We start from the raw sequence: 24,443 nt of genomic DNA on the forward strand, positions 1-24,443 counted from the left end.
CGCCATGGCCCCTTATCCTTTGCCCATGAATGCCCCGCCCTTCCCGATTTCCCCGCTGCTGCCGCAGATCCAGCAGCACCTGGCCGTGCAGCCACGGCTGGTGCTGGAAGCCCCGCCCGGCGCCGGCAAGACCACCCAGGTACCACTGGCCCTGCTCGAAGCACCATGGCTGCAAGGCCGGAAAATCATCCTGCTGGAGCCGCGCCGGGTCGCCGCACGCAGCGCCGCGCTGTTCATGGCACGGCAGCTGGGCGAAGAGGTCGGCGGCACGGTCGGCTACCGCATCCGCTTCGAGAACAAGGTCTCGGCACGCACCCGCATTGAAGTCGTCACCGAAGGCATCCTGACCCGCATGCTGCAGGACGACCCGATGCTGGAAGAAGTCGGTGCGATCCTGTTCGACGAATTCCACGAGCGCCATCTCAGCGGTGACCTCGGGCTGGCGCTGGCGCTGGACGTGCAGGCGCAGCTGCGCGATGACCTGCGCCTGGTAGTGATGTCGGCCACGCTGGATGGCGAGCGCCTGGCACGCTTCCTCGATGCGCCGCGGCTGAGCAGCGAGGGCCGCAGCTACCCGGTGACGGTCAGCCATTTCCCGGCGCGCCGCGATGAGACGCTGGAACTGCAGGTGCGCCGCGCGGTGCAGCAGGCCCTGGCCGATCACCCCGGTGACCTGCTGGTGTTCCTGCCCGGCCAGCGCGAGATCGCGCGGGTGCAGGCTGGCCTGCAGGAATCGCTGGATGCCGGCGTCGAAGTACTGGCCCTGCATGGTGAGCTGCCGGTGGAACAGCAGGCGCGCGTGCTGCAGGCCGCCAGCGATGGCCGCCGCCGCGTGGTGCTGGCCACCAACGTGGCCGAGTCGTCGGTGACCCTGCCCGGCGTGCGCGTGGTGATCGACAGCGGCCAGGCACGCGAACCGCGCTACGACCCCAACAGCGGCTTCACCCGGCTGGACGTGGTGGCCATCGCCCAGGCGTCGGCCGACCAGCGCGCGGGCCGTGCCGGTCGCGTGGCCGAAGGCGTGGCCTGGCGGCTGTGGCCGCAGTCGCAGCGATTGGAGCCGCAGCGCCGCGCCGAGATCGACCAGGTGGAACTGGCCGGACTGGCGCTGGAACTGGCCGCGTGGGGCAGCAGCGACCTGCGCTTCCTCGACCCGCCACCGGCCGGCCCGATGGGTGCGGCGCGCGAACTGCTGCAACGCCTGGGTGCACTGTCGGACTCGGGCGCGATCACAGCACTCGGGCACCGTGTACTGGCGCTGGGTACGCACCCGCGGATGGCGGCGATGCTGCTGGCAGCGCCCGATGCCCGCGCGCAGGCGCTGGCCACCGATCTGGTCGCCCTGCTGGAAGCGCGCGACCCGCTGCGCCAGGGCGGTGACGCGCTGGCGAGCCGCTGGCGCGCACTGGCTGCGTTCCGCAATGGCCGCATACCGGGCGATGCCAACCGCAGCGGGCTGGCCGCCATCGATGCCGCCGCCAAGCAGTGGCGTCGCCGCCTGCGCTGTGATGCCGCGCCGCCGGCGAGCGTCGAAGCGCACGAACTGGGCGACCTGCTCGCTCACGCCTTCCCTGATCGGATCGGCTTCCAGCATCCCGGCGATCCACTGCGTTACCTGCTGGCCAATGGCCGCAGCGCGCGCCTGCACGAGCTGAGCGACCTGCGTGGCGAACCGTGGCTGGTGGCCAGCGAGCTTCGCTTTGAGGCACGCGATGCGCTGCTGCTGCGTGCCGCACCGGTGGACGAAGGCCAGCTGCGCAGGGCGTGGCCGGAGCGCTTCGTCACCGAAGACGTGGTGCGATGGGACAGCGAGCGCCGCGCCCTGGTGGCCCTGCGCGAGACCCGTTTCGACCGGATCGTGTTGGACAGCCGCTCGGCCGGCCGGGTCGATCCGCAGCACGCCGCGCAGGCGCTGACCGATGCGGTGGCCGAGCTCGGCCTGCAGGCGCTGCCGTGGACCGAAGGCCTGCGCCAGTGGCAGGCACGGGTGGAATCGCTGCGCCGCTGGATGCCCGAGCTTGGCCTGCCCGACTGCAGCGACGACGCCCTGCTGGCCAACCGTGCGCAGTGGCTGCAGCCCGCGTTCGCCGGCAAGGCGCGACTGGATGCGCTGGACGAATCCAGCTTTGGCGAAGCGCTGAAATCGCCACTGGAGTGGTCACAACGGCAGCTGGTCGAGCGTCATGCGCCGACCCGCATTACCGTGCCGTCCGGACTGGAGCGGCCGATCACCTATGCGCTGGACAGCGAGAGCGGCGATCCGCTGCCGCCGGTGCTGGCGGTGAAGCTGCAGGAACTGTTCGGCCTGGCCGACACGCCGCGCATCGCCGATGGCCGCGTGCCGCTGACCCTGCACCTGCTCTCCCCCGGCGGCCGCCCGCTGCAGGTCACCCAGGATCTGCGCAACTTCTGGGAAAGCACCTACGCCGAAGTGAAAAAGGAGATGAAGGGCCGTTACCCGCGCCATCCGTGGCCGGATGACCCGTGGACGGCCACGGCCACGCATCGGGCCAAGCCGCGCGGGACGTAGCCGGACCCTGCCTGATCCTGAATGGCTGCGGTAAAGTCACACCGCGTGCCACCTCGACTGACATACCGTTTACGGGCAACACGCGACACTGGACTTCGACCCGAGGCAAAGGACCCCCGCATGAGCAAGCTGACCGTAATCACCGACCGCGCTCTGGAGCGCGCCCTGGACCTGGCCCACAGCGCCGGCGACGGCCTGAAGAGTGCCGGTGGCAGCCTGCGCCACCTTGGGCCGCAGGCCAGTGACTGGATCAAGACCGGCGCGGCGCTGGGCGCCGTCAAGACCGGTGGCAAGGTGGCCACCAAGTTCGCCCGGCGCAACCCGGCGGTGACCATTGCCGCCGCTGCGGTGGGTGTCGGCCTGCTCGGCTATGCGCTGTACCGCAAGCAGCAGAAGAAGAAGGCCGCCAACGGCCACGTGGTGAATGGCCAGGCGCAGCGCATCAATGCGCGTGACCGCCGCAACGACACCGTGGTGGACGAGCACAGCGATATCGGCAGCGACGCCTGAGTCTGCCGGGGTCGGCTTCCTTCCGCAGGAACTGAGCCCATCAGCCCGCTATGAGGGCCGGATACCGCAGGGTATCCGGCCCTTCCTGTTTCAGCCGATCTGCCGCCACTGCCCCGGCTGCAGGTCGTCCAGGCGGTAGGGTCCCATCGACACGCGGACCAGCCGCAGCGTCGGCAGGTTCACCGCCGCGGTCATCCGCCGCACCTGGCGGTTGCGGCCCTCGCGGATCGTGATCGCCAGCCAACTGTCGGGCACGGTCTTGCGGAAGCGCACCGGCGGATCGCGTGTCCACAGCGACGGCGCCGGATCGAGGCGCTCGATCTTCGCCGGCAAGGTCGGTCCGTCATTCAGCTCCACCCCATCGCGCAGCAGTTGCAGCTGCTCATCGCTGGGCGTGCCTTCCACCTGCACCCAGTAGGTCTTGTCGGCCTTGTGCCTGGGGTCGGTCAGCTTGTGCGCCAGCGCACCGTTATCCGTCAGCAGCAGCAGGCCTTCGCTGTCATGGTCCAGGCGACCGGCGGCATACACGCGCGGCGGCAGGCCGAACCCGGCCAGCGTCGGCCGCGGCGGTACGCTGCGGTCGGTGAACTGGCAGAGCACGTTGAAGGGCTTGTTGAAGGCGATCAGCATTGCGGGCACTACGGGCGGCAGGTGCAGCATTGTCCCATGCCGCGCAACCTCGGCCGAGCGCGGCCCCGGTGCTGCCGGGCATCACGCCGGCCGAGGCTGCGGCGCGATCAACCGAAGACCTTCCACTCCAGCAGGAAAGAGCCCAGCACCAGTGCGATGCCGCACGCCGCGATGACATTGGCCCGGCGCCGCAGGCGAACCGGCGGCGGATTCATGGCACGCGCACGCTCCTCCAGCAGCGCACCGGCAAACAGCACGGCAAACAGCACGGCAAACCCCACGGTCGCCACCAGGTCGTAGGCATGGCCACCGTAGAACACGAAGTCAATCAGCCGCGCCAACACCAGCACTGCAACAGCGATATAGAACACCTTCTTCAACTGTCCACTCCATTGGCAGCAGGGCCGGGCCACGCCCGGCGGATACACGTTACGTCCATTGTGACGCCGCAGCGCTCACCGGGCGCAGCCCGGCGCCGCCCGCTACGGCTTGATGAAGCGCAGGGTCATGCGGTCGCTTTCACCGATCGCCTGGTACTTCGCATCATCGGCCTTGTCGTGCTGGTTGGTCGGCGGCAGCGTCCACACGCCGTTCGGGTGGTCCTTGGTGTCGCGCGGGTTGGCGTTGACCTCGCTGCGTGCATCCAGCTTGAAACCAGCCGCCTCGGCCATCGCGATCACCTGCTGCTGGCCGACATAGCCGGTGTCATCATCGTCGGCTACGTCGGCCTTGGCACGATGCTCGACCACGCCCAGCACGCCGCCCGGCTTGAGCACGTTGAAGAAGCCCTGGAACATGCCCTGCGCCTGGCCGGCCTTGCGCCAGTTGTGCACGTTGCGGAAGGTCAGCACCACATCGGCTGAATTGGCCGGGCCGAACACCGGCTTGGCCGGATCGTAGGCGACCACGGCAGTCTTGCCGAACTGTGCCGGCGCACCGGCGTACTTCTTCTCCAGGCTGTCGCGGCTGCGCTGCTGGTAGTCACGGCCGCGGCCTTCGGGCACCGCCATCGGATCGACCACCGCAGCAACGTAGTGGCCCTTGTCGTGCAACAGCGGCGCCAGGATCTCCGAGTACCAGCCGTTGCCGGGGGTGATCTCGATGACGGTCTTTTCCGGTGCCACCTTGAAGAACGACAGCGTCTGCGCCGGATGACGGAAGCCATCGCGCTTGACGTTGTTGGCATCACGGGTCGACGCCTTCACCGCCGCATCGATGGCCGGTGAGACCTGGATCTTCGCCGGCGCCACCGTGGCCGGTGCGGCGAACGCGGGAACGGCGGCAAGCAGGGCCGAAGCAAGCAGCAGGCGGCAACCACGCAGGGACGAAGCAGGCATCATCGGAGCGACTCCAGCGGAAGATGCGGCGAGACTAGCAGCCGCGGCGTCCCAGGTGTTCACAAAACGTTAGCGGCGTGCGCGGCGCGGAACACTGTTTTGTGGTCACCGCCGCAGCACGGTCACACTACGCGTTCTATTCTGGAGCACTTCCCCCAAGGAGTCCGTGCCCATGACGGCAACCCGCGAACTGGGCCGTTCCGGCCTGCATGTACGTCCGCTCGCCTTCGGTGGCAACGTGTTCGGCTGGAGCGCCGATGAAAAGGCCAGCTTCGCCCTGCTCGATGCCTTCGTCGACGCCGGCTTCAACCTGGTCGACACCGCCGATGTGTATTCGGCCTGGGTGCCGGGCAACGCCGGCGGCGAATCGGAAACGCTGATCGGCAAGTGGTTCGCGCGCAGCGGCAAGCGCGACAAGGTGGTGCTGGCGACCAAGGTGGCCAAGTGGGCCGAACGCCCCGGCCTGACCCCGGACAACATCAACGCCGCGGTCGAGGATTCGCTGCGCCGCCTGCAGACCGACGTGATCGATCTGTACCAGGCCCACGAGGATGACGAGTCGACGCCGCTGGAAGCGACCCTGGCTGCGTTCGGCCGGTTGATCGAAGCTGGCAAGGTGCGTGCGATCGGTGCTTCCAACTACAGCGCCACGCGCCTGGCCGATGCGCTGAAGGTGTCCACCGACTACAGGCTGCCGCGTTACGAAACGCTGCAGCCGGAGTACAACCTGTATGACCGCGCCGGCTACGAAAAGGAACTGGAACCGCTGGTGCAGCGCGAACAGATCGGCGTGATCGGCTACTACGCGCTGGCCAGCGGCTTCCTCAGCGGCAAGTACCGCGCGCCGGCCGATGCAGCCAAGAGCCCGGCGCGTGGCGAGATGGTGGTGAAGCGCTATCTGAACCCGCGTGGCCTGCGCATCCTGCAGGCACTGGATGACGTGGCCAGCAAGCACAACGCCAGTGCCGCGCAGATCGCACTGGCATGGCAGATCGCACGGCCGTCGATCACCGCACCGATCGTCAGCGCCACCAGCGTCGAGCAGCTGCACGATCTGCTGGCGGCGGCAAACGTGTCGCTGAGCGTGCAGGATGTCGCGCAGCTGGATGCCGCCAGCGCGGAAGCCTGAGGGCCGGTAGTGCCGGCCGCTGGCCGGCATTGCACACATACCGAAGAAAATAATTGAACAAAATGGTTGCGCGCGACTAAATCGTGGTTTATCGTGCGCACCTCGTTTCAACAACCACTGGAAACTTCCCTTGAACGCGCATTCCGTCGCCACCACCAAACTGCTGCCATGCCTGCGCATGGACGTGCTGGCGCGCGCGTTCGGCAAGGAAGACCAGCTGACAACGGCCTGATACCCGCCCTGCGGAGATCGGCCACCCCGATCTCCGAGGCTTGACGACGCCCTCGGAACGCAAGTCCCGGGGGCGTTTTCGTTTGCGTCGGCACAAGGACCCGCGATGCCAGAACTGCACCCCGCGCGGCGACCCGCCGCTCACTGACCCAGGCTTTTCCCGCCCCGCCGAAGGATTTACTTCGCGCGACTGGCAACGCCTGGACATTATCTGCATCGCATCAGAACATTATCGCTCGCCGATAATGTCGGCGGCCTGCACCCTCGATTATCCAACGGTCCCGTTTCAACCACGGGCTGGTGCGCGCGGCGTTGCCGTGGCGTATGCCGGAGGTCGCGGACATGCCATCGCCTGGATCGCCTGCTGGAGGCAGGCACCGGTTCGCCGGTACGCGGTTCGATTCCGCGCGGTCCCCAACTGGATAGCTCAGCTTGGTCAGAGCAACGGATCCGTAATCCGTCTGTCGTGGGTTCGATTCCCACTCCAAACCACATGACCTGTCACGTCATGACTTGAAGCAACACCCGGGGCGCAAGCCCCAGCGGCCATCGTCGCCATCCACGGATATCGCCTTCGGGCAGGAACGTGGAAGGCAACGGACCGCACGCCGGGCCCCGCCCCGCCGCCACTGCCACTGCCAGCCACGTTCCGCACCGGTGCTGCCTGCCGGGAACGACGATGGCAGCGGTGCCGGTGCACCGAAGGCTCCGCGCGCGGACCGTCCGCCGATGGCCGCCCTCTTCCGCCGCCTGCACGTGATGTGCAGGCGGCCTCGCCACGACCGGATCGACCCGGGTCACGGCGATTCATCCGCAACGGGTCGAACCACCAGAGCCATACAAGGAGAGACTCCCATGTTCTGGACCATCAAGGTCGTGATCGGCGACGGCGAGCGCGGCCTGGTGTATCGCAACCGTCGCTTCCAGCAGATCCTGCTGCCGGGCGTGCACCGTCTGTCGCCGTTCGGCGGGCGCCCGCACGTGGACATCCACACCGCATCCAAGGGCGCGGCCTACACCGGCAGCGACCAGGACAGCCTGATCGAGGCACTGGGCGCGACGCTGGACACGCACTTCGTGCTGGCCAACGTCGGCGCCAGCGAGGTCGGCCTGTTGCTGCGCAACGGCCGCATCGATGAAGTGCTGCCGCCGGGCAGCCGCCGTCTGTACTGGCGCGGTTCGGTCGATACCCAGGTGCAGGTAATGGCGTTGGGTGACGAGCCGCGCATTCCGGCCGACGTGCAGCAGCGGCTGGGTCAATTGGGCGTGCTGCCGCGTGTGGCGGTGATCAGCACGGTGCCGAGCGAGTCGGTCGGCCTGCTGTTCATCGATGGCACGCTGCGGCAGACGCTGGACGCCGGCCTGCACGCGTTCTGGAACTTCAACGGCAACGTGTCGATGGAGCGTGTGGAACTGCGTGCACGTTCACTGGACGTGTCCGGCCAGGAACTGCTCAGCCGCGACAAGGTGACCCTGCGGGTGAACCTGGCCGCGACCGTGCAGGTGGTCGACCCGGTGCGTGCGCACCGCACGCTCAGCAATGCCGATGAGTTCGTCTACCGGCAGCTGCAGTTCGGCCTGCGCCAGGCAATTGCCGCGCGCAGCCTGGACGAGCTGCTGGGTGACAAGGCGGCACTGGACGGCGAGATCGCTGCGCATGTGCAGGCGGCGATCGAAGGCCACGGCGTGCGCTTGCTCGGCGTCGGCATCAAGGACGTGATCCTGCCGGGCGAGATGAAGGAGATCCTCAACGGCGTGGTGCTGGCCGAAAAGCAGGCCCAGGCCAGCGTGATCCGTCGCCGCGAGGAGGCCAACGCCACGCGTTCGCAGCTCAACACCGCAAAGCTGATCGAGGACAACCCGGTGCTGATGCGCTTGAAGGAGCTGGAGGCACTGGAGAAGGTCACCGAGAAGATCGACACGCTCACCGTGTTCGGCGGCCTGGATGGCGTGCTGAAGCAGCTGGTGACGATCAGGTAGGGGGTAGCGGTGGCGCAGGGACGCGCCGCCGGCCCATCAAGGACATTCAGGAAGACATGGACACTCAACAGAACTATCAATGGCTGCATGCCGAGGGCACCACGCCGATCAAGGGCTGGGTCAACGGAGTGCCGCTGGAAGCGCAGGCACATGAGCAGCTGCGCAACATCGCCGCGATCCCGTTCGTCGGGCCGTGGGTGGCCGTGATGCCGGACGTGCACCTGGGCAAGGGCGCGACCGTCGGCTCGGTGATCCCGACCCGCGGGGCGATCATCCCGGCCGCGGTCGGCGTCGACATCGGCTGCGGCATGGCGGCGGTGCGTACCACGCTGCGCGCCGATGACCTGCCCGATGACCTGCGGCAGCTGCGCAACAGCATCGAGCGCAGCATCCCGGTCGGCAATGGCCGTGGCGGCGAACATCACCGCATGCCCGACAGCATCCACACCCGGCTGGTGCAGTCCGGGCTGGCCGCCGGCCTGGAGAAGATCAAGGACAAGCACCGCAGGATCCGCACCGACAAGCTCGACCGCCAGCTGGGTACGCTGGGCGGCGGCAACCACTTCATCGAACTGTGCCTGGACGAGACGGACACGGTGTGGGTGATGCTGCACAGCGGCTCGCGCGGCACCGGCAACCTGATCGGCACCTACTTCATCGAGAAGGCGCGCGAGGAACTGGCGCGGCGCGTGCTGGGCTTCCACCTGCCGGACAAGGACCTGGCGTTCTTCATGGAAGGCGAGCCGCTGTTCGATGACTACGTTGAAGCGGTGTCGTGGGCGCAGGACTACGCCCGGCAGAACCGCGAGGCGATGATGTCGCGCGTGCTGGCCGAGATGCGCCACCGGCTGCCGAAGTTCCAGCTGGCGGCGATGGCGGTGAACTGCCACCACAACTACGTGCAGAAGGAGACGCACCACGGGCAGGAACTGCTGGTGACGCGCAAGGGTGCGGTCAGCGCGCGTGAGGGCGAGCTGGGCATCATTCCCGGCAGCATGGGCACGCGCAGCTACATCGTGCGCGGCAAGGGCAACGCGGACAGCTTCCACAGCTGCAGCCACGGCGCCGGCCGGGTGATGAGCCGTGGCACGGCGCGCCAGCAGATCACGCTGGCCCAGCACCGCGAGGCCACCGCGCACGTGGAATGCCGCAAGGACAGCGGCGTGCTGGACGAGTCACCGGCCGCGTACAAGTCGATCGACGATGTGATGGCCGCGCAGCTGGACCTGGTCGAGGTGGTGCACACCCTGCGGCAGGTGCTGTGCGTGAAGGGGTAATGGAGCGGTGCCGACCGCGGTCGGCCTCTACCAGAGCAGCACGTCGCGTCGGGGGTCAGATCCCTTTCTGCGAAAGGGATCTGACCCCGGCACATTCAGCGCGGCACGCTGTCCTCGGCCACCAGCGCATGGTGCACGCCGATGCCCGCGCGCACGCCTTCGGCCATGGCCAGGGTGATGTTGCCCACCGTGGTCGCATCGCCTGCGGCATACACGTTCGGCACCGAGGTCTGCTTCATCGCATCGACCTCGATCAGCACGCCCAGCGGGCTCTCGACCAACGTGCAGCCCAGCTGCTGCACCAATGGCGTGGCCATCGCCTGGGTGGCCGGCACGAACAACGCACGCTGGGCGATTCGGCGGCCGTCGGCCAGCTGCACTTCCAGCCAGGTCGGCTGGTCGCCCTGCACGCCCAGCACGGGTGACGTCTCGATCTGCACGCCGCGCTGCTGCATGGCGGCGCGTTCCTCATCCGTGATGTCCAGTCCCATGCTGAAGAACGTGACATTGCCCCAGTCGGCGAACAGCGGCGCCTTGCTGGCAGACATCGGATGACCGCCAAGCAGGCCAATGGCACCACCACCCACTTCATAGCCATGACAGTACGGGCAGTGCAGCACGGTGCTGCCCCAGCGCTCGGCGAGGCCCGGCAACGCCGGCAACTGGTCGGCGATGCCGCTGGCGAGCAGCAGCTTGCGCGCGGCCAGCACCTGGCCATCGGCGGTACGCACTTCCACGCCTTCGGCGCTGGCGGTGGCCTGCACGGCTTCGGCATGCACCCAACGCACCGTGGGGTAATCCAGCAGCTGCTGGCGCGCGGTCTTCAGCAACTCGGCGCCACTGATGCCATCCAGCCCGAGCACCCCGTGCGAATGACTGGCGAAACGGTTGCGCGGCGAACCGGCGTCGATGACGGTGACCGGGCGACGGGCACGGGCCAGGATCAGGCCGGCGGCAATGCCGGCATAGCTGCCGCCGACGATGAGCACATCAGGATTCATGGTGAGCTTCCAGGGAACGGTGATGGGCGAGATGGCGGGCGAAGTCGGCGCCAAGCTGGTCCAGCGTGGTCGCCTGCAGCCGCGCTTCGAGCAGGCGCTGCGCTTCGCGCGCCCCTTCGAGCAAGGCGCTGTTGACCAGCTGCTGGATCGGGCAGCCACCGCCGGAGTCGCGTGCGCCGACCTGGACCAGCGGTGGTGCGCCCACCGCCAGGTAGATGTCATGCAGGGTGATCGCCGCGGCGTCGCGTGCCAGCAGGCTGCCGCCGCCGTGGCCGCGGGTGCTGCGCACCAGGCCGGCCTTGTGCAGCTGCGCCAGCAGGCGACGGATCACCACTGGATGCGTCGGCAGGCAGGACGCCAGCTGCTCGGACGTGCGCGGGGTGGCATGGCCGACCAGGTGCGCCATCACATGCAGGGCGTCAGACAGTGGATTTGCGGATTTCATGTAACAACGATAGTTACATTTAAATTCTCTGTCGAGGGTCTTCTTTCGTTCCATATGGACACATTTGTCCTATGAAACATCTCCTTCACATCACTAAACGAAACGGTAATGTGATGAGTGTCGTACTTCAGAGGCGTGGGGACAGGTCGATACCGCATTGCCCCTTCCCGAGAGTCCCTTCCATGAAAGCGTCTGTCCGTGCTCCGCGCCTGCAGTCCAAGCTGCTCGGCGCGGTTTCCGTTGGTCTGGCCGTGGTCCTGCTGTGCGCATTGGCGGGCTTGGCCTCCGCCTGGTTGAAGTTGTCCACCGAGGTTCCACCCGAAGTCGCGCACAGCCGCGACGCCGAACGCCTGCAGCGCGAGTTCCGCGGCCAGGTGCAGGAATGGAAGAACGTGCTGCTGCGCGGCCACGACGACGCGCTGCGCCAGCGCCATCTGGACGCCTTTGACAGCGAGGGCCGCCTGGTCGAGCAGCTGGCCAGGGGCCTCGTAGCCAGCCCGGACATACGCACGCGCGAACTGGCACAGTCCTTCATCGGCCTGCACACGCAGCTGCAGAAGGACTACCACGCCGCCCTGCAGGCGTTTGCGGAAGCCGGCTACGATCCCGCCGCCGGCGACAATCTGGTGCGTGGCAAGGACCGCCCGGTGGCGACCGCACTGGATGCGCTGAGCACGCATGCCACGCAGGTGGCCGAAGCAACCGTAGCGGCGCGGTCGCAGCAGGCGCGGCAGACCCTGCTGCTGTGCGCGGCGCTGACCGTGCTGGCCGCCGTGTTGCTGCTGATGGGCCTGGCCTGGTGGCTGCGGCGCGCGGTGGTGCAGCCGGTGCTGGCGGTGGAAGCCGCTGCGCGTGCCGTGGCCGCCGGTGATCTGCAGCACGTGGTGCAGGTGCGCAGCCGCGACGAGATCGGTCGCCTCGCGCAGGCGATGCAGGCGGTGCAGTCCACGCTGCGCGGCGTACTGGACGCACAGGCGACGATGGCGCAGGCGCATGACGCCGGCACCATCAGCCATCGCATGGATGCCAGTGCGTTCCCGGGCGCGTTCGGCACCATGGTGGCCGACTGCAACACGCTGGTTGACGCGCACATCCAGGTGAAGATGCGCGCGATCTCGATCATGGGCCGCTATGCCGTCGGTGACCTCAGCCAGGACATGGAACGCCTGCCCGGCGAAAAGGCCGTGATCACCAACGCGTTGGATACGGCCAAGGCCAATCTCGGCATGATCAACGGCGAGATCCGCCGCCTGGCCGAAGCCGCCGCCGCCGGTGACTTCAGCCAGCGCGGCGACAGCGCACGCTTCGAGCATGATTTCCGCGCAATGGTCGACGGCTTGAACCGATTGATGCAGACCACCGAACTGAACCTCGGCGAGGTCTCCAGCATGCTGCGCGCGATTGCCGATGGCCGCCTCGGCGCGCGCATGCACGGTGATTTCCAGGGCGTGTTCGCGCGTATCGCCGGCGACGCGAACACCACCGCTACGCAGCTGGCAACCATCGTCACCGACATCAAGCACGCCTCCGGCAACATCCACACGGCGGCGGCGGAGATCGCCGCCGGCAACAACGATCTGTCGCGCCGTACCGAACAGCAGGCCGCCAACCTGGAAGAGACGGCGGCATCGATGGAGGAACTGACCTCCACCGTGCGCCAGAACGCCGAGCATGCGCGCCAGGCCAACCAGCTGGCGATCGGCGCGCACACCGTTGCCTCTCACGGCGGCAGCGTGGTCGGCCAGGTGGTGACGACGATGGGCGCGATCGAAACCTCGTCGCGGCAGATCGCCGAGATCATCAGCGTGATCGACGGGATCGCCTTCCAGACCAACATCCTGGCGCTGAACGCCGCGGTGGAAGCGGCACGCGCCGGCGAGCAGGGCCGCGGCTTCGCGGTGGTTGCCAGCGAAGTGCGCACCCTGGCACAGCGTTCGGCGGCAGCCGCGAAGGAGATCAAGGCGTTGATCGAAGCGTCGGTGGAACAGGTCGGCCACGGTGCACGGCGCGTGCGCGAGGCCGGTGACACCATGGCCGAGATCGTGGCGTCGGTGCAGCGCGTCACCGACATCATGGCCGAGATCTCCGCCGCCTCGCAGGAGCAGAGCGCGGGCATCGAACAGGTCAGCCAGACGGTGATCCAGATGGACGGCACCACCCAGCAGAATGCCGCGCTGGTGGAAGAAGCCAGTGCCGCCGCACGCAGCCTGGAACAGCAGGCAAACCGCCTGATCGATGCAGTGGATGTGTTCGACCTGTCGACCACCGCCGCAGCGAAGGACGCGCTGGCGCGCGCGGCCTGATTGATCCGGTTGCCGGCCACGACCTCAGCGCAGGTAATCGCTCCGCGCCATCGCTTCAGCCAGGTAATCCAGGAACGAGCTGATCCGCGCCGACACCGCCGTGTTGCGGTAATACACCGCGTGGATCGGCTGGTACACATCCAGCGTCTGCGTCGCCAGCACCGGCACCAGAGTGCCGGTGGCGCGGTCGCGGTCGGTCACGAAGTCGGACAGGCAGGTGATGCCCACGCCTTCCACCGCCAGTCGGCGTAGTGTTTCGCCGCTGGACACCGCGATATCCGGACGCACCCGCAGCAGGCCATCGGCATCGCCCGGCAGCGGCCAGTGATTCAACGATTCCGGTTCGTTGAAGCTGAGCAGGGTGTGCTGGCCCAGCGCGGCGACGCTGGCCGGTTCGCCGTGTGCCGCCAGGTAGGCCGGACTGGCCACCAGCCGCAGCTGGCAGCGACCCAACGGCCGCGCATGCAGGGTGGAGTCGGCCAGCGGCCCGATCCGGATCGCCAGGTCGGTGCGCCGTTCCAGCAGGTCGATGTAGCGCTCGGAGCTGTTCAACTCCAGCTGCACCTCCGGGTAGCGCGCGCGGTACCCGGCCACCAGCGGCGCGATCACGTGCAGCACGAACGGCATCGCCGCATCCACGCGCAGGCGCCCGGCCGGGCGCTCGCGGCGGGCGGCCATCTGTTCCTCGGCGGACTCCACCGCATCGATGATCGCCCGTGCATGGCGCAGATAGGCCTCGCCCTCTGCGGTCAGGTGCAGGCGGCGGGTGGTACGGGTCAACAGGGTGGTGCCGAGCTTGTCTTCCAGCCGCCCCAGCGCCCGGCTCACGCCCGACGGCGTCTGCCCCAGCTGTTCGGCGGCAGCACTGATCGACCCGCTGTCTATCACCGCGAGGAAGGCCTGCATTTCATCGAGAGTGGTCTTCATGCCGCCATTATTGACTGGACGGCAATAGTGATTGGCGTGAAGACCGGTTTTTCGGCAAAGGTGCGCCGCGCACACTGCGCGCCTTCCTTCCCTCCGGAGCCGGTCATGATCCGTGGCATTCCCCTCGCCCTGCTGGCGCTGACCCTCGGTGCCTTCGCCATCGGCACCACCGAGTTCGTCATCGTCGGCCTGATTCCCACCATTGCCGCCGACCTTCAGGTCAGCCTGCCCTCGGCCGGCCTGCTGGTCTCGCTGTATGCCCTCGGCGTGGCCATCGGTGCGCCGGTGCTGACCGCGCTCACCGGCCGCGTACCGCGCAAGTCGCTGCTGGTGGCGCTGATGGTGCTGTTCACCCTCGGCAACGTCATCGCCTTCCTGGCGCCGGGCTACACCTCGCTGATCGTCGCCCGCATCCTCACCGGCCTCGCCCACGGTGTGTTCTTCTCGATCGGTTCGATCATCGCCACCGCGGTGGTGCCGAAGGAGAAGGCCGCCAGCGCGATCGCCATCATGTTCACCGGCCTCACCGTGGCGCTGGTGACCGGTGTACCGCTGGGCACCTTCATCGGCCAGCACCTGGGCTGGCGCGCCACCTTCCTGGCGGTGGCCGCGCTGGGCGTGATCGCCCTGCTCGGCGCGCTGCTGTTCGTGCCGCGCAGCGTGCCGCAGAGTGCGCCGGCCAGCTTCCGCCAGCAGCTGGCCGTACTCGCCCAACCCCGCCTGCTGCTGGTCTATGCGATGACCGCGCTGGGCTACGGCGGCACCTTCCTGGCCTTCACCTATCTGGCGCCGATCCTGCAGGACGTCACTGGTTTCTCGGCAAACGCAGTCAGCCTGGTGCTGCTGGTGTACGGCGTGTCGGTGGCGATCGGCAACCTGTGGGGCGGGCGCATGGCCGACCGCATGGGCCCGGTGCCCGCACTGAAGCGCATCTTCGCCCTGTTGGCCGTCGTGCTGTTCGTGCTCACCTTCACCGCCTACAACACCTGGCTGATGCTGCTGACGGTACTGGCACTGGGTGCGGTGGCGTTCGGCAACGTGCCCGGCCTGCAGGTGTATGTGGTCAAGCAGGCGCAGCGCTATGCGCCGCAGGCCACCGACGTGGCCTCGGGGCTGAACATCGCCGCCTTCAACATCGGCATCGCGCTGGGCGCCTCGCTCGGCGGCCTGGTGGTGGAGAACATCGGCCTGATGCACACGCCGTGGCTGGGCGCGCTGGTGGTGGTGGGTGCGTATGCATTGACCGTGCTCAGCGGCCGACTGGACCGCCGCGACGGCATCGATGACCGCGCCGATGGCATCGCCGTGGCCACGCATTGAGATAGGTCATGCCCTGCCGGTACGGTGGTGCAATGCACCGTTGCCGGCACGCATGCGGCCACTGGCCTACCCTTTGCTGGATATTCGCATCCCTCCCCTCTGCTGGAGCTCCCCATGACTGTCCCCGCCTTCGGTCTCGGCACCTTCCGCCTGAAAGACCAGACCGTGATCGACTCGGTGCGCAACGCGCTGGATGTCGGCTACCGCGCCATCGATACCGCGCAGATCTACGGCAATGAAGCCGAGGTCGGCCAGGCCATCGCCGATTCCGGCGTGCCGCGCGAAGAGATCTACCTGACCACCAAGGTCTGGATCACCGCGTTCAAGCGCGAAGCGCTGCTGGCCAGCCTGCATACCAGTCTGGAAAAGCTGCGTACCGGTCATGTGGACCTGACGCTGATCCACTGGCCGTCGCCGAACGACAAGGTCGACGTGCCGATGGAGGAGTACCTGCCGGCGCTGGCCGAGGCCAAGGCACAGGGCCTGACGAAGGCGATCGGCATCTCCAACTTCACCATCGCCCAGACCCGCAAGGCCATCGAGATCCTTGGCGCCGATGCCATCGCCACCAACCAGATCGAGATCCATCCCTACCTGCAGAACCGCCTGCTGGTGAAGTTCCTGCAGGACAACGGCATTCACGTCACCGCCTACATGAGCCTGGCCTATGGCGAGGTGATCAAGGACCCGGTGATCCAGGCCATTGCCGGCCGCCACCAGGCCACTCCGGCGCAGATCGCGCTGGCCTGGGCGCTGCAGCAGGGCTTCTCGGTGATCCCGTCGTCGACCAAGCGCGAGAACCTGTCGAGCAACCTGGAAGCGGCAGCGATCCGCCTGACCGACGAAGACATGGCGCAGATCGCCAAGCTGGACCGTGGCCATCGCCTGGCGAATCCGGAAGGGATTGCACCCGCCTGGGATTGATCCCGACCGCGGTTGCGGATCGGAATCGGTAGGTGCCGCCCTTGGTCGGCACTGACCTCTGATGGATCATTGAAACACCGTGCGGACCAAGGTCCGCACCCACCAGAAGCGGCTTTGGCCTAGCCCTGCAGCAACCACCCACGCATCGCCGTACTCACTTCGTCCGGTTTCTCCATCGGTGCCAGGTGCCCGCAGTCGGGCACCACCACCAGCTGCGAGTGCGGCACCAGGGCGTGCATTTCCTCGCTGACCGCGAGTGGCGTAATGCGGTCGTTGGCGCCACAGATGATCAGCAGCGGGTCGCGGTAACCAGCCAGAACATCGTGGCCATCGCGGCGTTCCAGCGCACTCTGGCGCAGGAACACGTCCGCGCCCAGGCGGGCGGTCATGTCACGCACACGTTGCACCAGCACGTAATCATCCAGCCGCGAGGCATCGATGTAGCTGCGCATCAGCACATCGCCGAAGCCATGGAACTTGCCGGGCAGGCGCACGCTGGCGCGCTGGCTGCGGCGCTGTTCGGCACGTTCCGGTGAATCGGCGTGGATCGAGGTATCGACCAGCGCCAGCTGCAGCACGCGTTCCGGCGCGATGCGCAGGATCTGCTGGGCGACGAAGCCACCCAGCGAGAAACCGGCGAGGGCGAAGCGTTCCGGCGCCTGCGCCAGCACGTCCTCGGCCACCGCCTGCAGGGTCTCGCCGCGAGTCTGGTCGCCTACCGTGCAATCGGCGATGTCGGCCAGATCGGCCAACTGCGCGCGCCACAGTTCGGCATCGTTGAGCAGGCCAGGCAGCAGCAGCAGGGGGATACGGTCGGTCATGCGGGTATTGTCGCGCCGGTGCGGTGGCAAGGACATGCCGTGGCTGGCCCTGTGCGTTGCAGAACCGGCCCAGCAGCGCGACGACACGCTAGGATGCAGCCCTCGACCCTACCCGTTCCAAGGATGCGGCCATGGCAGACCCCTACAACAGCGGCAACCCGACGACCTCGCTGACACGTTTCGACGATTCACTGGTCACCACCGCCTTCGAGTTGCCCGGCCATCGCGTGGTGCGCAACCTGGGCGTGGTGCGCGGCATCACCGTGCGCTCGCGCTCGATCGTCGGCAATTTCCTCGGCGGCATCCAGACCCTGTTCGGTGGCAACATCACCATCTACACCGAGCTGTGCGAACAGGCCCGCGAGGAAACCTACCGCGACATGGTCAAGCACGCGCGGCAGCTGGGCGCCAACGCGATCATCGGCATGCGCTACGACGCCACCGATGTGATGACCGGGCTGACCGAAGTGCTGTGCTACGGCACGGCAGTGGTGGTGGAACCGATGCGGTAGCCTGGTCGTAGAGTCGAGCTTGCTCGACTGCTTTCGATGGCAACAGTCGAGCGAGCTCGACTCTACAGCGGTGCCGCCGGCACCTCTACCTGCTGCACCGGCAGGGTCACCATCATCACCGTCGGGTCATCCGGGTCCAGCTTCGTCTTGAAGCCCAGGCTCTGGCACATCGCCAGCATGGTGCTGTTCTCGCGCAGTACCTGGCCCTCGACCACGTCCAGGCCCAGCCACTTGGCGTACTCGATCATGATCGCCATCAGCCGCCAGCCGATGCCGTGCCCCTTCAGGTCCGAGCGGATCAGGATGCCGTACTCGCCACGGTGGTAATCGGCATCGGCGTGCAGGCGCACCGCGCCGAGCATTTCGCCACTGCGCGGTTCGATCGCCACCAGTGCGATCGAGCGTGCGTAATCGAGCTGGGTCAGGCGCGCGATGAACTCGTGGCTGAAGTGCTTCACCGACTGGAAGAAGCGCAGGCGCAGGTCCTCGTCGCTGACGCGGGCGAAGAACGCACGGAACAACGCGTCATCCTCCGGCCGCACCGGACGCACGAAGGCGCGGCCGCCATCGGACAGTTCGATGGTGCGCTCCCACTCCTTCGGGTACGGGAACACCGAAAAACGCGGATGACCACGGCCCTTGTGCAGGATGCGCGACGGCGCCACCGCCACGCGTGCGTCGAGGGCGAGGATGCCCTTGCCGTCGACCAGCAGCGGATTGATGTCCAGCGTACGCACTTCGGGAATGTCGGCGGCCAGCTGCGCCAGCTTGACCAGCGCCAACGCCAGTGCGCGCTCGTCGGCGGCAGGCACATCGCCATAGGCCTTGAGGATGCGCGAGGCGCGGGTCTGGCCGATCAGCTCGTGGGCCAGGCGCAGGTCCAGCGGCGGCAGCGCCAACGCCTTGTCATTGATCACTTCAACCGCGGTACCGCCACGGCCGACCACGATCACCGGGCCGAACGTCGCGTCATCGGCAATGCCGACGATCAACTCGCGCGCCTTCGGGCGAACGATGGTCGGCTGCACCAGCAGGCCATCGATGCGCGCATCCGGCCGCAGCTGGCGTGCGCGCGACAGGATCGCGTTGGCCGCGCTCTGCACCGCCGGCAGCATGGACAGGTTCAGGCGCACGCCGTCCACTTCCGACTTGTGCGGAATGTCCGGGGACAGGATCTTCAGCGCCACGCTGGCGCCACGCTCCAGCAACGGCTGCGCCAGGTCCATTGCCTCGTGCGCATCGCGCGCGTGCATCACCGGCGCGGAGGGAATGCCGTAGGCCTTGAGCAGTTCGTGGGTGGCCAACGGGTCCAGCCATTGCTGGCCGTTGGCCAATGCCGCATCGACCAGCGCGCGTGCGGCCGCAGCGTCGACACTGAAGTCCTGCGGCAGGCTGGGTGGTGTTTCCATCAGGGCGTTCTGCGCTTCGCGGTAACGCACCAGATGCTGGAAGCCGCGCACCGCTTCGGCCTCGGTCGGATAGGTCGGCACCCGTGCCGCGTTGAGCGTGGCGGTGGCCTGGTCATCGTTGCCCAGCCACACCGCGAATACCGGCTTGTCGCGGTGATGGCGCGGGCGCAGTCCGAGCGTGCGGGTAAGCGCCTGTGCGGCGTCTGCGGATGAAGTGAATGCGGTCGGCACGTTGACCACCATCACCGCATCATTCTCGTTGTCAGCCAGCAGCGCCTCGATGGCGGCGGCATAGCGGTCACCATCGGCGTCGACCACGATGTCGACCGGGTTGCTGCGCGACCAGCCCTGCGGCAGCACGGCGTCGAGTTTCTCGACCGTGCTGTCGGACAGGTTGGCCAGCGTGCCACGCAGTGCAATGAGCTGGTCCACGGCCAGGCGGCCGACACCGCCACCATTGCTGAGAATGGCCAGGCGACGACCGGGGAAGGTCCCCAACCGGCCCAGCGATTCGGCGGCCGTGAACAGTTCGTCCAGCGCGCCCACGCGCAGCAGGCCGGCGCGGTTGAACGCGGCGCCATACACGTCGTCGGCGCGGGCCAGGGCCTGCACATGGGTATCGCGGCTGCCCGGCTGCACGCGCTCGGCGCGGCCGGACTTCACCACCACCACCGGCTTGGCGCGGGCGGCGGCACGCGCGGCCGACATGAACTTGCGCGCATCCTTGATCTGCTCGACGTAGAGCAGGATGGCGCGGGTGCGGTAGTCGGTGGCGAAGTAGTCGAGCAGGTCACCGAAGTCGACGTCCATCGTGTCGCCCAGCGAGACCACCGCGGAAAACCCGACCGAGCGGGCCACGCCCCACTCCACCAGCGCGGCGGCAATGGCCGAGGATTCGGAGATCAACGCAAGATCACCGGCCTGCGGGAAGTGCGCGGCGATGCTGGCATTGAGCCGTGCGTGCGGTGCAATCACACCCAGGCAGTGTGGGCCGAGGATGCGCAGGCCATGCTTGCGCGCCACCGCCTCCACCTGCGCCGACAGCGAGCCCGGGCCTTCACCCAGGTGCGCGGTGAGGATGATTGCCGCCTGCACGCCGCGTTCGGCAGCGGTGCGCACCACCTGCGGCACGATCGACGCCGGCGCAGTGATCACCACCAGATCCGGCACCCAGTCCAGGTCCTTCAGCCGCTTCACGGTGCGGATGCCATCAATTTCGGCATGCCGCGGGTTGATCCACGCCACCTTGCCGGGGAAGCCGGTGCCGCGCAGGTTGCGCATCACCGCACGTCCGGCCGAGCGCTGACGCGGGCTGCCGCCGATCACCGCGACCGACTGCGGACGGAACACGGACTGCAGGTGGTAGGTACTCATGCGCCTACGGTAACCAAATTCCATGGCGATGGGGTCAGATCCCTTCCCCAGGAAAGGGATCTGACCCTTGCGTGACCCTTGCGTGTCGACCAAGGTCGGCAACTACCGGAGCACGCTGCTTCAGGGGTCCGAGCCCTTCGCTGCGCGAAGGGATCCGACCCAGTAAACGACCCCGGCCTACAACAGCGTGCCGTGCAGGATCATCGCGGCGATGCTGAAATAGATCACCAGCCCGGTCACGTCCACCAGCGTGGCCACGAACGGGGCCGAGGCACTGGCCGGGTCGAAGCCGAGCCGCTTCAGGATGAACGGCAGCATCGATCCGGACAGCGAGCCGAACGTGACGATGCCGACCAGCGCCGCACCGATGGTGATCGCCAGCAGGATCCAGTGCTCGCCGTAGTCATGCAGGCCACCCAGCTGCCAGATGACGATGCGCACGATGGCCAGGCAGCCGAGGATCGCGCCCAGCACCATGCCGGTGGGCACTTCGCGCAGGGCCACCTTCCACCAGTCGCGCAGGCGCAGTTCGCGCAGCGCCAGGCTGCGGATCAGCAGCGAGGTGGCCTGCGAACCGGAGTTGCCGCCCGAACTCATGATGAGCGGAATGAACAGGGTCAGCACCACCGCGCGCGCCAGTTCGTCTTCATAGTGCTGCATCGCGCTGGCGGTCAGCATCTCGCCCAGGAACAGCACGCTCAGCCAGCCGGCGCGCTTGCGCAGCATCTCGAAGAAGCCGATCTGCATGTACGGCTTGTCCAGTGCTTCCATGCCGCCGAACTTGTGCGCGTCCTCGGTGGATTCCTCGATCAGCGCATCGAGCACGTCGTCCACGGTGACGATGCCGAGCATCTGCTGCTGCGCATCGACCACCGGGATCGCCAGCAGGTCGTGGCGACGGATCAGCCGTGCCACTTCTTCCTGGTCCATCAGTGCGTCCACCGTCACCGGTGGATTGACCTGGGCCACGTCCAGGATCGACTCCTCCGGCAGGCCGGTGATCAGCCGGCGCATGGTCACCACCTGCTGCAGCTGCTGGCTGTCCGGGTCCAGCACGTAGATCGCGTACACCGTTTCACGGGTGCGCTCGACCTGGCGGATGTGCTGCAGGGTCTGCGCCACGGTCCAGCTGGCGGGTACCGCCACGTACTCGGTGGTCATCAGCGCGCCGGCGGTGTTCGGCGGGTAGCTGAGCAGCTTCTGGATGGCCTGGCGGGCGTCGGTGCCCAGCAGCGGGATCAACCGCGCGCGTTCTTCCTCATCCAGCTCATGGACGATGTCGGTGGCGCGGTCGTCGGCCATCAAGCCGAGCAGGGCGGCAGCGCGCGCCGGCGGCAGCGCAGCCACCAGTTCGCCGCTGCGGTGCAGTTCCGGCGCTTCCAGCATTTTCACTGCACGCGGCAACGGCAGCGCAGCCAGCGTTTCCGCGGCGCGGGTCAATTCCAGCGTGTTGAGGAATTCCACCGCATCGGCGGTGTTGAAGTTCGCCAGCGGCGCGGCCAGTGCGGCGGCATCGGCCACCGGGCGCAGCAATTGCTTCTGGTTCATCGGGTTTGCCTTGTGGGGTGCGACCTCGCGCAACGCCAACGCAGGCAAACCGTCCCGATGTCAGGCGGTGGCCATCGCTGGCGTCGAACGAGGTCGACTTCTACTGTCGCTGGACATGGGTTGGGGACTCCGGGATGCGTGTGCCGACGGACGCGCCGCCAGCGGCGGGCAGTCTGGACCCGTGGACCATGCAGGTCAACCCGGTCCCGCCGCGGCAGCACCCTGCCCGCAGGTTGTTCTCGTGCGTACACAGGCCGGCGCGCATAATGGCGCGGTGGTGTTCGCCACGCTTTTCCCCCACCCGAACGGACGCACAGCGGCTCCCCCGATGACCAGGTATTCCCATGCATAGCGGTGGTCTGGAACTGGCGCTGGTGCTGCTGCTGGCGGCAGTCATCGCCGTGCCGGTGTTCAAGAAGTTCGGTTTCGGCGCGGTGCTGGGCTACCTGGCGGCCGGTGTGGTGCTGGGCCCGGACGGGCTGGGCTTCGTGCAGGACGCCGACCGCATCCTCGGCGCCGCCGAGATCGGCGTGGTGATGCTGCTGTTCGTGATCGGCCTGGAGCTGTCGCCGGCACGCCTGAAGGTGATGCGGCGCTCGGTGTTCGGCGCCGGTGCGGCACAGGTGGCGCTGTCCGGGCTGGTGCTGGGCGGCCTGCTGCTGCTCGACCATTTCCAGTGGAAAAGCGCACTGGTGGTGGGCGTGGCACTGGCGCTGTCGTCCACGGCGGTGGGCCTGCAGCTGCTGTCCGAGCACAAGGCGATCAACAGCGACCACGGCCGGTTGGGCTTTGCCATCCTGCTGTTCCAGGACCTGATCGCGATCCCGCTGCTGGCGGCCATCCCGCTGCTGGGCGGGGTCAAGAACGAGACCCTGCGCTGGGAAGATGCGGCCGTGGCGCTGGGTGCGCTGGCGGTGGTGATCCTGTGCGGACGACCGGTGCTGCGCAAGGTGTTCAGCATCATTGCGCGCACCCGCAGCCCGGAAGTATTCACTGCCACCGCCCTGCTGGTGGTGCTGGGCACCGCCTGGTTCATGCAGGAAGCCGGCCTCAGCCCCAGCCTCGGCGCGTTCCTGGCCGGCGTGCTGCTGTCCGATTCGGAGTTCCGGCATGAGCTGGAAGCGCAGATCGAGCCGTTCAAGGGGCTGCTGCTGGGCCTGTTCTTCATCGCGGTGGGCATGGGCATCGACCTGGACCGCATCGCCGCCGAGCCGTGGCTGATCGCCGCAGGTGTCGGCATCCTGCTGGTGGTCAAGTTCAGCCTGCTCTACGCGGTTGGACGTGTCGCCCGGCTCAGCTCGCGGCAATCGCTGCTGCTGGGCAGCGTCCTGTGGCTGGGCGGTGAGTTCGCCTTCGTGGTGTTCAACGAGGCACAGCGCGCGCACCTGCTGGGCAACGCCAACCACGACCGGCTGGTGGCGATCGTCGGCCTGTCGATGGCGATCACGCCGCTGTTGATGATCGCGCTGCTGAAACTGCTCGGCCAGGAGAAAGCCACTCCGCGCGAGCCGGCCGAGGCCGACAAGGTGGCGCCGGACAACCGGCCCAAGGTGCTGATCGCCGGCATGGGCCGCTTCGGCCAGGTGATCGCGCGCCTGCTGACCGCGCAGAAGGTGCCGTTCGTGGCGCTGGAGGCGAACCCGGATACCGTGGCCGACCTGCGCCGATTCGGTAACCAGCTGTATTACGGCGACCCGACCCGGCCGGAGATGCTGCGCGCGGCCGGGGGCGAGCACATCGATGTGTTCGTGATCACCGTGGATGACCCGGAAACCAACCTGCGCGCGGTGCGCATGGTGCGCCGGCTGTACCCGGACGCGACGGTGCTGGCGCGTGCACGCAACCGCCAGCATGCGTGGCGCCTGATGGACATGTCGGCCGAGCCGTTCCGCGAAGTGTTCGGCACCAGCCTGGAGATGAGCGGCCGCGTGCTGACCGCGCTGGGCGTGGCACCGGACGTGGCCGAGCGCCACGTGCAGCGCTTCCGCGAGCACGATGAGCAGCTGCTGCGCGACCAGTACCTGGTGTACGACGACGAGGCAGCGGTGATCCAGACCTCGCGCGACGCACGCAACGACCTGATGCATCTGTTCGAGGCCGACGCGGAAAGCGACGGCAAGTAGGCGTGCCGACCAACGGTCGGCACCCACCACGGATTGCAGTAGTGCCGGCCGCTGGCCGGCAATCTCGCGTCCCCGGGGTGTCATGAGGCTGCCGGCCAGCGGCCGGCACTAC

General features: G+C 67.7%; 19 protein-coding genes and 1 tRNA gene. 11 read left to right on the forward strand and 9 right to left on the reverse strand.

From position 1 onward, the window contains the following. Positions 1-25: 25 nt before the first annotated feature. Together hrpB and H4O10_RS04805 are read left to right on the forward strand one after the other, a co-directional pair. Positions 26-2,530, forward strand: a complete 2,505-nt coding sequence (hrpB, locus tag H4O10_RS04800) for an ATP-dependent helicase HrpB (RefSeq protein WP_049454112.1) — start codon at positions 26-28, stop codon at positions 2,528-2,530. Positions 2,531-2,650: 120 nt separating this feature from the next. Then, positions 2,651-3,040 carry a hypothetical protein gene (locus H4O10_RS04805; RefSeq protein ID WP_019661686.1) on the forward strand — a complete coding sequence of 130 codons (390 nt, stop codon included), beginning with the start codon at positions 2,651-2,653 and terminating at the stop codon, positions 3,038-3,040. Positions 3,041-3,130: 90 nt separating this feature from the next. On the opposite strand, the gene H4O10_RS04810 is transcribed toward H4O10_RS04805, so the two are convergent. From H4O10_RS04810 to H4O10_RS04820, 3 genes are all read right to left on the reverse strand, one after another. Beyond that, positions 3,131-3,670 carry a pseudouridine synthase gene (locus H4O10_RS04810; protein ID WP_049454114.1) on the reverse strand — a complete coding sequence of 180 codons (540 nt, stop codon included), beginning with the start codon at positions 3,668-3,670 and terminating at the stop codon, positions 3,131-3,133. 107 nt (positions 3,671-3,777) lie between these two features. Next, a complete protein-coding gene (locus H4O10_RS04815) occupies positions 3,778-4,041 on the reverse strand; it encodes a hypothetical protein (protein ID WP_262089239.1) in 264 nt (87 codons plus the stop codon). Positions 4,042-4,152: 111 nt separating this feature from the next. Next, entirely contained in the window at positions 4,153-5,010 is an 858-nt protein-coding gene (locus H4O10_RS04820; protein WP_033833799.1) for a class I SAM-dependent methyltransferase, read from the reverse strand. A gap of 169 nt (positions 5,011-5,179) precedes the next feature. Here H4O10_RS04820 and H4O10_RS04825 point away from each other — a divergent pair, with 169 nt between their 5' ends. The 4 genes from H4O10_RS04825 to H4O10_RS04840 all read left to right on the forward strand — a co-directional run bounded on the left by H4O10_RS04825 (position 5,180) and on the right by H4O10_RS04840 (position 9,624). Continuing rightward, positions 5,180-6,136 carry an aldo/keto reductase gene (locus H4O10_RS04825; protein ID WP_033833800.1) on the forward strand — a complete coding sequence of 319 codons (957 nt, stop codon included), beginning with the start codon at positions 5,180-5,182 and terminating at the stop codon, positions 6,134-6,136. Positions 6,137-6,785: 649 nt separating this feature from the next. Further along, a tRNA-Thr gene (locus H4O10_RS04830) sits at positions 6,786-6,859 on the forward strand. Positions 6,860-7,222: 363 nt separating this feature from the next. Then, on the forward strand, positions 7,223-8,347 hold the full coding sequence (locus H4O10_RS04835; protein WP_049454115.1) for a slipin family protein: 1,125 nt from the start codon (positions 7,223-7,225) through the stop codon (positions 8,345-8,347). A 56-nt stretch (positions 8,348-8,403) separates the two neighbouring features. Further along, entirely contained in the window at positions 8,404-9,624 is a 1,221-nt protein-coding gene (locus H4O10_RS04840; RefSeq protein ID WP_049406694.1) for an RtcB family protein, read from the forward strand. A gap of 95 nt (positions 9,625-9,719) precedes the next feature. Here H4O10_RS04840 and H4O10_RS04845 read toward each other — a convergent pair whose 3' ends face one another. Both H4O10_RS04845 and H4O10_RS04850 read right to left on the reverse strand, forming a co-directional pair. Next, complete coding sequence (locus H4O10_RS04845) at positions 9,720-10,625, reverse strand: NAD(P)/FAD-dependent oxidoreductase (protein WP_024958521.1); 906 nt, start codon at positions 10,623-10,625, stop codon at positions 9,720-9,722. Then, complete coding sequence (locus tag H4O10_RS04850) at positions 10,615-11,070, reverse strand: Rrf2 family transcriptional regulator (protein ID WP_049454118.1); 456 nt, start codon at positions 11,068-11,070, stop codon at positions 10,615-10,617. The genes H4O10_RS04845 and H4O10_RS04850 overlap by 11 nt, the downstream gene beginning before the upstream one ends. 182 nt (positions 11,071-11,252) lie before the next feature. Between H4O10_RS04850 and H4O10_RS04855 the strand changes: the two genes are divergently transcribed. Further along, on the forward strand, positions 11,253-13,373 hold the full coding sequence (locus tag H4O10_RS04855; protein WP_024958519.1) for a methyl-accepting chemotaxis protein: 2,121 nt from the start codon (positions 11,253-11,255) through the stop codon (positions 13,371-13,373). Positions 13,374-13,397: 24 nt separating this feature from the next. On the opposite strand, the gene H4O10_RS04860 is transcribed toward H4O10_RS04855, so the two are convergent. Then, positions 13,398-14,300, reverse strand: coding sequence for a LysR family transcriptional regulator (locus H4O10_RS04860; protein ID WP_033833806.1), 903 nt, complete (start codon positions 14,298-14,300; stop codon positions 13,398-13,400). Between the two features lie 105 nt (positions 14,301-14,405). Here H4O10_RS04860 and H4O10_RS04865 point away from each other — a divergent pair, with 105 nt between their 5' ends. Together H4O10_RS04865 and dkgB are read left to right on the forward strand one after the other, a co-directional pair. After that, complete coding sequence (locus H4O10_RS04865) at positions 14,406-15,620, forward strand: MFS transporter (RefSeq protein ID WP_005411585.1); 1,215 nt, start codon at positions 14,406-14,408, stop codon at positions 15,618-15,620. Between the two features lie 114 nt (positions 15,621-15,734). Beyond that, complete coding sequence (gene dkgB, locus H4O10_RS04870; protein ID WP_049454943.1) at positions 15,735-16,544, forward strand: 2,5-didehydrogluconate reductase DkgB; 810 nt, start codon at positions 15,735-15,737, stop codon at positions 16,542-16,544. A 119-nt stretch (positions 16,545-16,663) separates the two neighbouring features. On the opposite strand, the gene H4O10_RS04875 is transcribed toward dkgB, so the two are convergent. Further along, a complete protein-coding gene (locus tag H4O10_RS04875) occupies positions 16,664-17,365 on the reverse strand; it encodes an alpha/beta hydrolase (RefSeq protein ID WP_049454945.1) in 702 nt (233 codons plus the stop codon). A gap of 131 nt (positions 17,366-17,496) precedes the next feature. Here H4O10_RS04875 and H4O10_RS04880 point away from each other — a divergent pair, with 131 nt between their 5' ends. After that, the gene (locus H4O10_RS04880; RefSeq protein WP_033833807.1) at positions 17,497-17,877 is read left to right on the forward strand and encodes a YbjQ family protein; all 381 of its coding nucleotides are present in this window, start codon (positions 17,497-17,499) and stop codon (positions 17,875-17,877) included. Between the two features lie 62 nt (positions 17,878-17,939). On the opposite strand, the gene H4O10_RS04885 is transcribed toward H4O10_RS04880, so the two are convergent. Continuing rightward, positions 17,940-20,660, reverse strand: coding sequence for a bifunctional acetate--CoA ligase family protein/GNAT family N-acetyltransferase (locus H4O10_RS04885; RefSeq protein ID WP_180845716.1), 2,721 nt, complete (start codon positions 20,658-20,660; stop codon positions 17,940-17,942). 177 nt (positions 20,661-20,837) lie between these two features. Continuing rightward, on the reverse strand, positions 20,838-22,208 hold the full coding sequence (gene mgtE / locus H4O10_RS04890) for a magnesium transporter (protein ID WP_049403655.1): 1,371 nt from the start codon (positions 22,206-22,208) through the stop codon (positions 20,838-20,840). Between the two features lie 344 nt (positions 22,209-22,552). Between mgtE and H4O10_RS04895 the strand changes: the two genes are divergently transcribed. After that, positions 22,553-24,331 carry a monovalent cation:proton antiporter-2 (CPA2) family protein gene (locus H4O10_RS04895; RefSeq protein WP_005411591.1) on the forward strand — a complete coding sequence of 593 codons (1,779 nt, stop codon included), beginning with the start codon at positions 22,553-22,555 and terminating at the stop codon, positions 24,329-24,331. The last annotated feature ends 112 nt before the right edge of the window (positions 24,332-24,443 follow it).

The organism is Stenotrophomonas sp. I18B00994, from assembly GCF_014145825.1.
GTDB lineage: Bacteria > Pseudomonadota > Gammaproteobacteria > Xanthomonadales > Xanthomonadaceae > Stenotrophomonas > Stenotrophomonas maltophilia.

Coding starts and splice junctions, on each gene's coding strand:
- H4O10_RS04810 (WP_049454114.1), bottom strand. CDS start 3,670: ATGCTGATCGCCTTCAACAAGCCCTTCAACGTGCTCTGCCAGTTCACC.
- H4O10_RS04880 (WP_033833807.1), top strand. CDS start 17,497: ATGGCAGACCCCTACAACAGCGGCAACCCGACGACCTCGCTGACACGT.
- H4O10_RS04895 (WP_005411591.1), top strand. CDS start 22,553: ATGCATAGCGGTGGTCTGGAACTGGCGCTGGTGCTGCTGCTGGCGGCA.
- H4O10_RS04860 (WP_033833806.1), bottom strand. CDS start 14,300: ATGAAGACCACTCTCGATGAAATGCAGGCCTTCCTCGCGGTGATAGAC.
- H4O10_RS04845 (WP_024958521.1), bottom strand. CDS start 10,625: ATGAATCCTGATGTGCTCATCGTCGGCGGCAGCTATGCCGGCATTGCC.
- H4O10_RS04820 (WP_033833799.1), bottom strand. CDS start 5,010: ATGATGCCTGCTTCGTCCCTGCGTGGTTGCCGCCTGCTGCTTGCTTCG.
- H4O10_RS04840 (WP_049406694.1), top strand. CDS start 8,404: ATGGACACTCAACAGAACTATCAATGGCTGCATGCCGAGGGCACCACG.
- mgtE (WP_049403655.1), bottom strand. CDS start 22,208: ATGAACCAGAAGCAATTGCTGCGCCCGGTGGCCGATGCCGCCGCACTG.
- H4O10_RS04855 (WP_024958519.1), top strand. CDS start 11,253: ATGAAAGCGTCTGTCCGTGCTCCGCGCCTGCAGTCCAAGCTGCTCGGC.
- H4O10_RS04835 (WP_049454115.1), top strand. CDS start 7,223: ATGTTCTGGACCATCAAGGTCGTGATCGGCGACGGCGAGCGCGGCCTG.
- dkgB (WP_049454943.1), top strand. CDS start 15,735: ATGACTGTCCCCGCCTTCGGTCTCGGCACCTTCCGCCTGAAAGACCAG.
- H4O10_RS04825 (WP_033833800.1), top strand. CDS start 5,180: ATGACGGCAACCCGCGAACTGGGCCGTTCCGGCCTGCATGTACGTCCG.
- H4O10_RS04875 (WP_049454945.1), bottom strand. CDS start 17,365: ATGACCGACCGTATCCCCCTGCTGCTGCTGCCTGGCCTGCTCAACGAT.
- H4O10_RS04865 (WP_005411585.1), top strand. CDS start 14,406: ATGATCCGTGGCATTCCCCTCGCCCTGCTGGCGCTGACCCTCGGTGCC.
- hrpB (WP_049454112.1), top strand. CDS start 26: ATGAATGCCCCGCCCTTCCCGATTTCCCCGCTGCTGCCGCAGATCCAG.
- H4O10_RS04885 (WP_180845716.1), bottom strand. CDS start 20,660: ATGAGTACCTACCACCTGCAGTCCGTGTTCCGTCCGCAGTCGGTCGCG.
- H4O10_RS04850 (WP_049454118.1), bottom strand. CDS start 11,070: ATGAAATCCGCAAATCCACTGTCTGACGCCCTGCATGTGATGGCGCAC.
- H4O10_RS04805 (WP_019661686.1), top strand. CDS start 2,651: ATGAGCAAGCTGACCGTAATCACCGACCGCGCTCTGGAGCGCGCCCTG.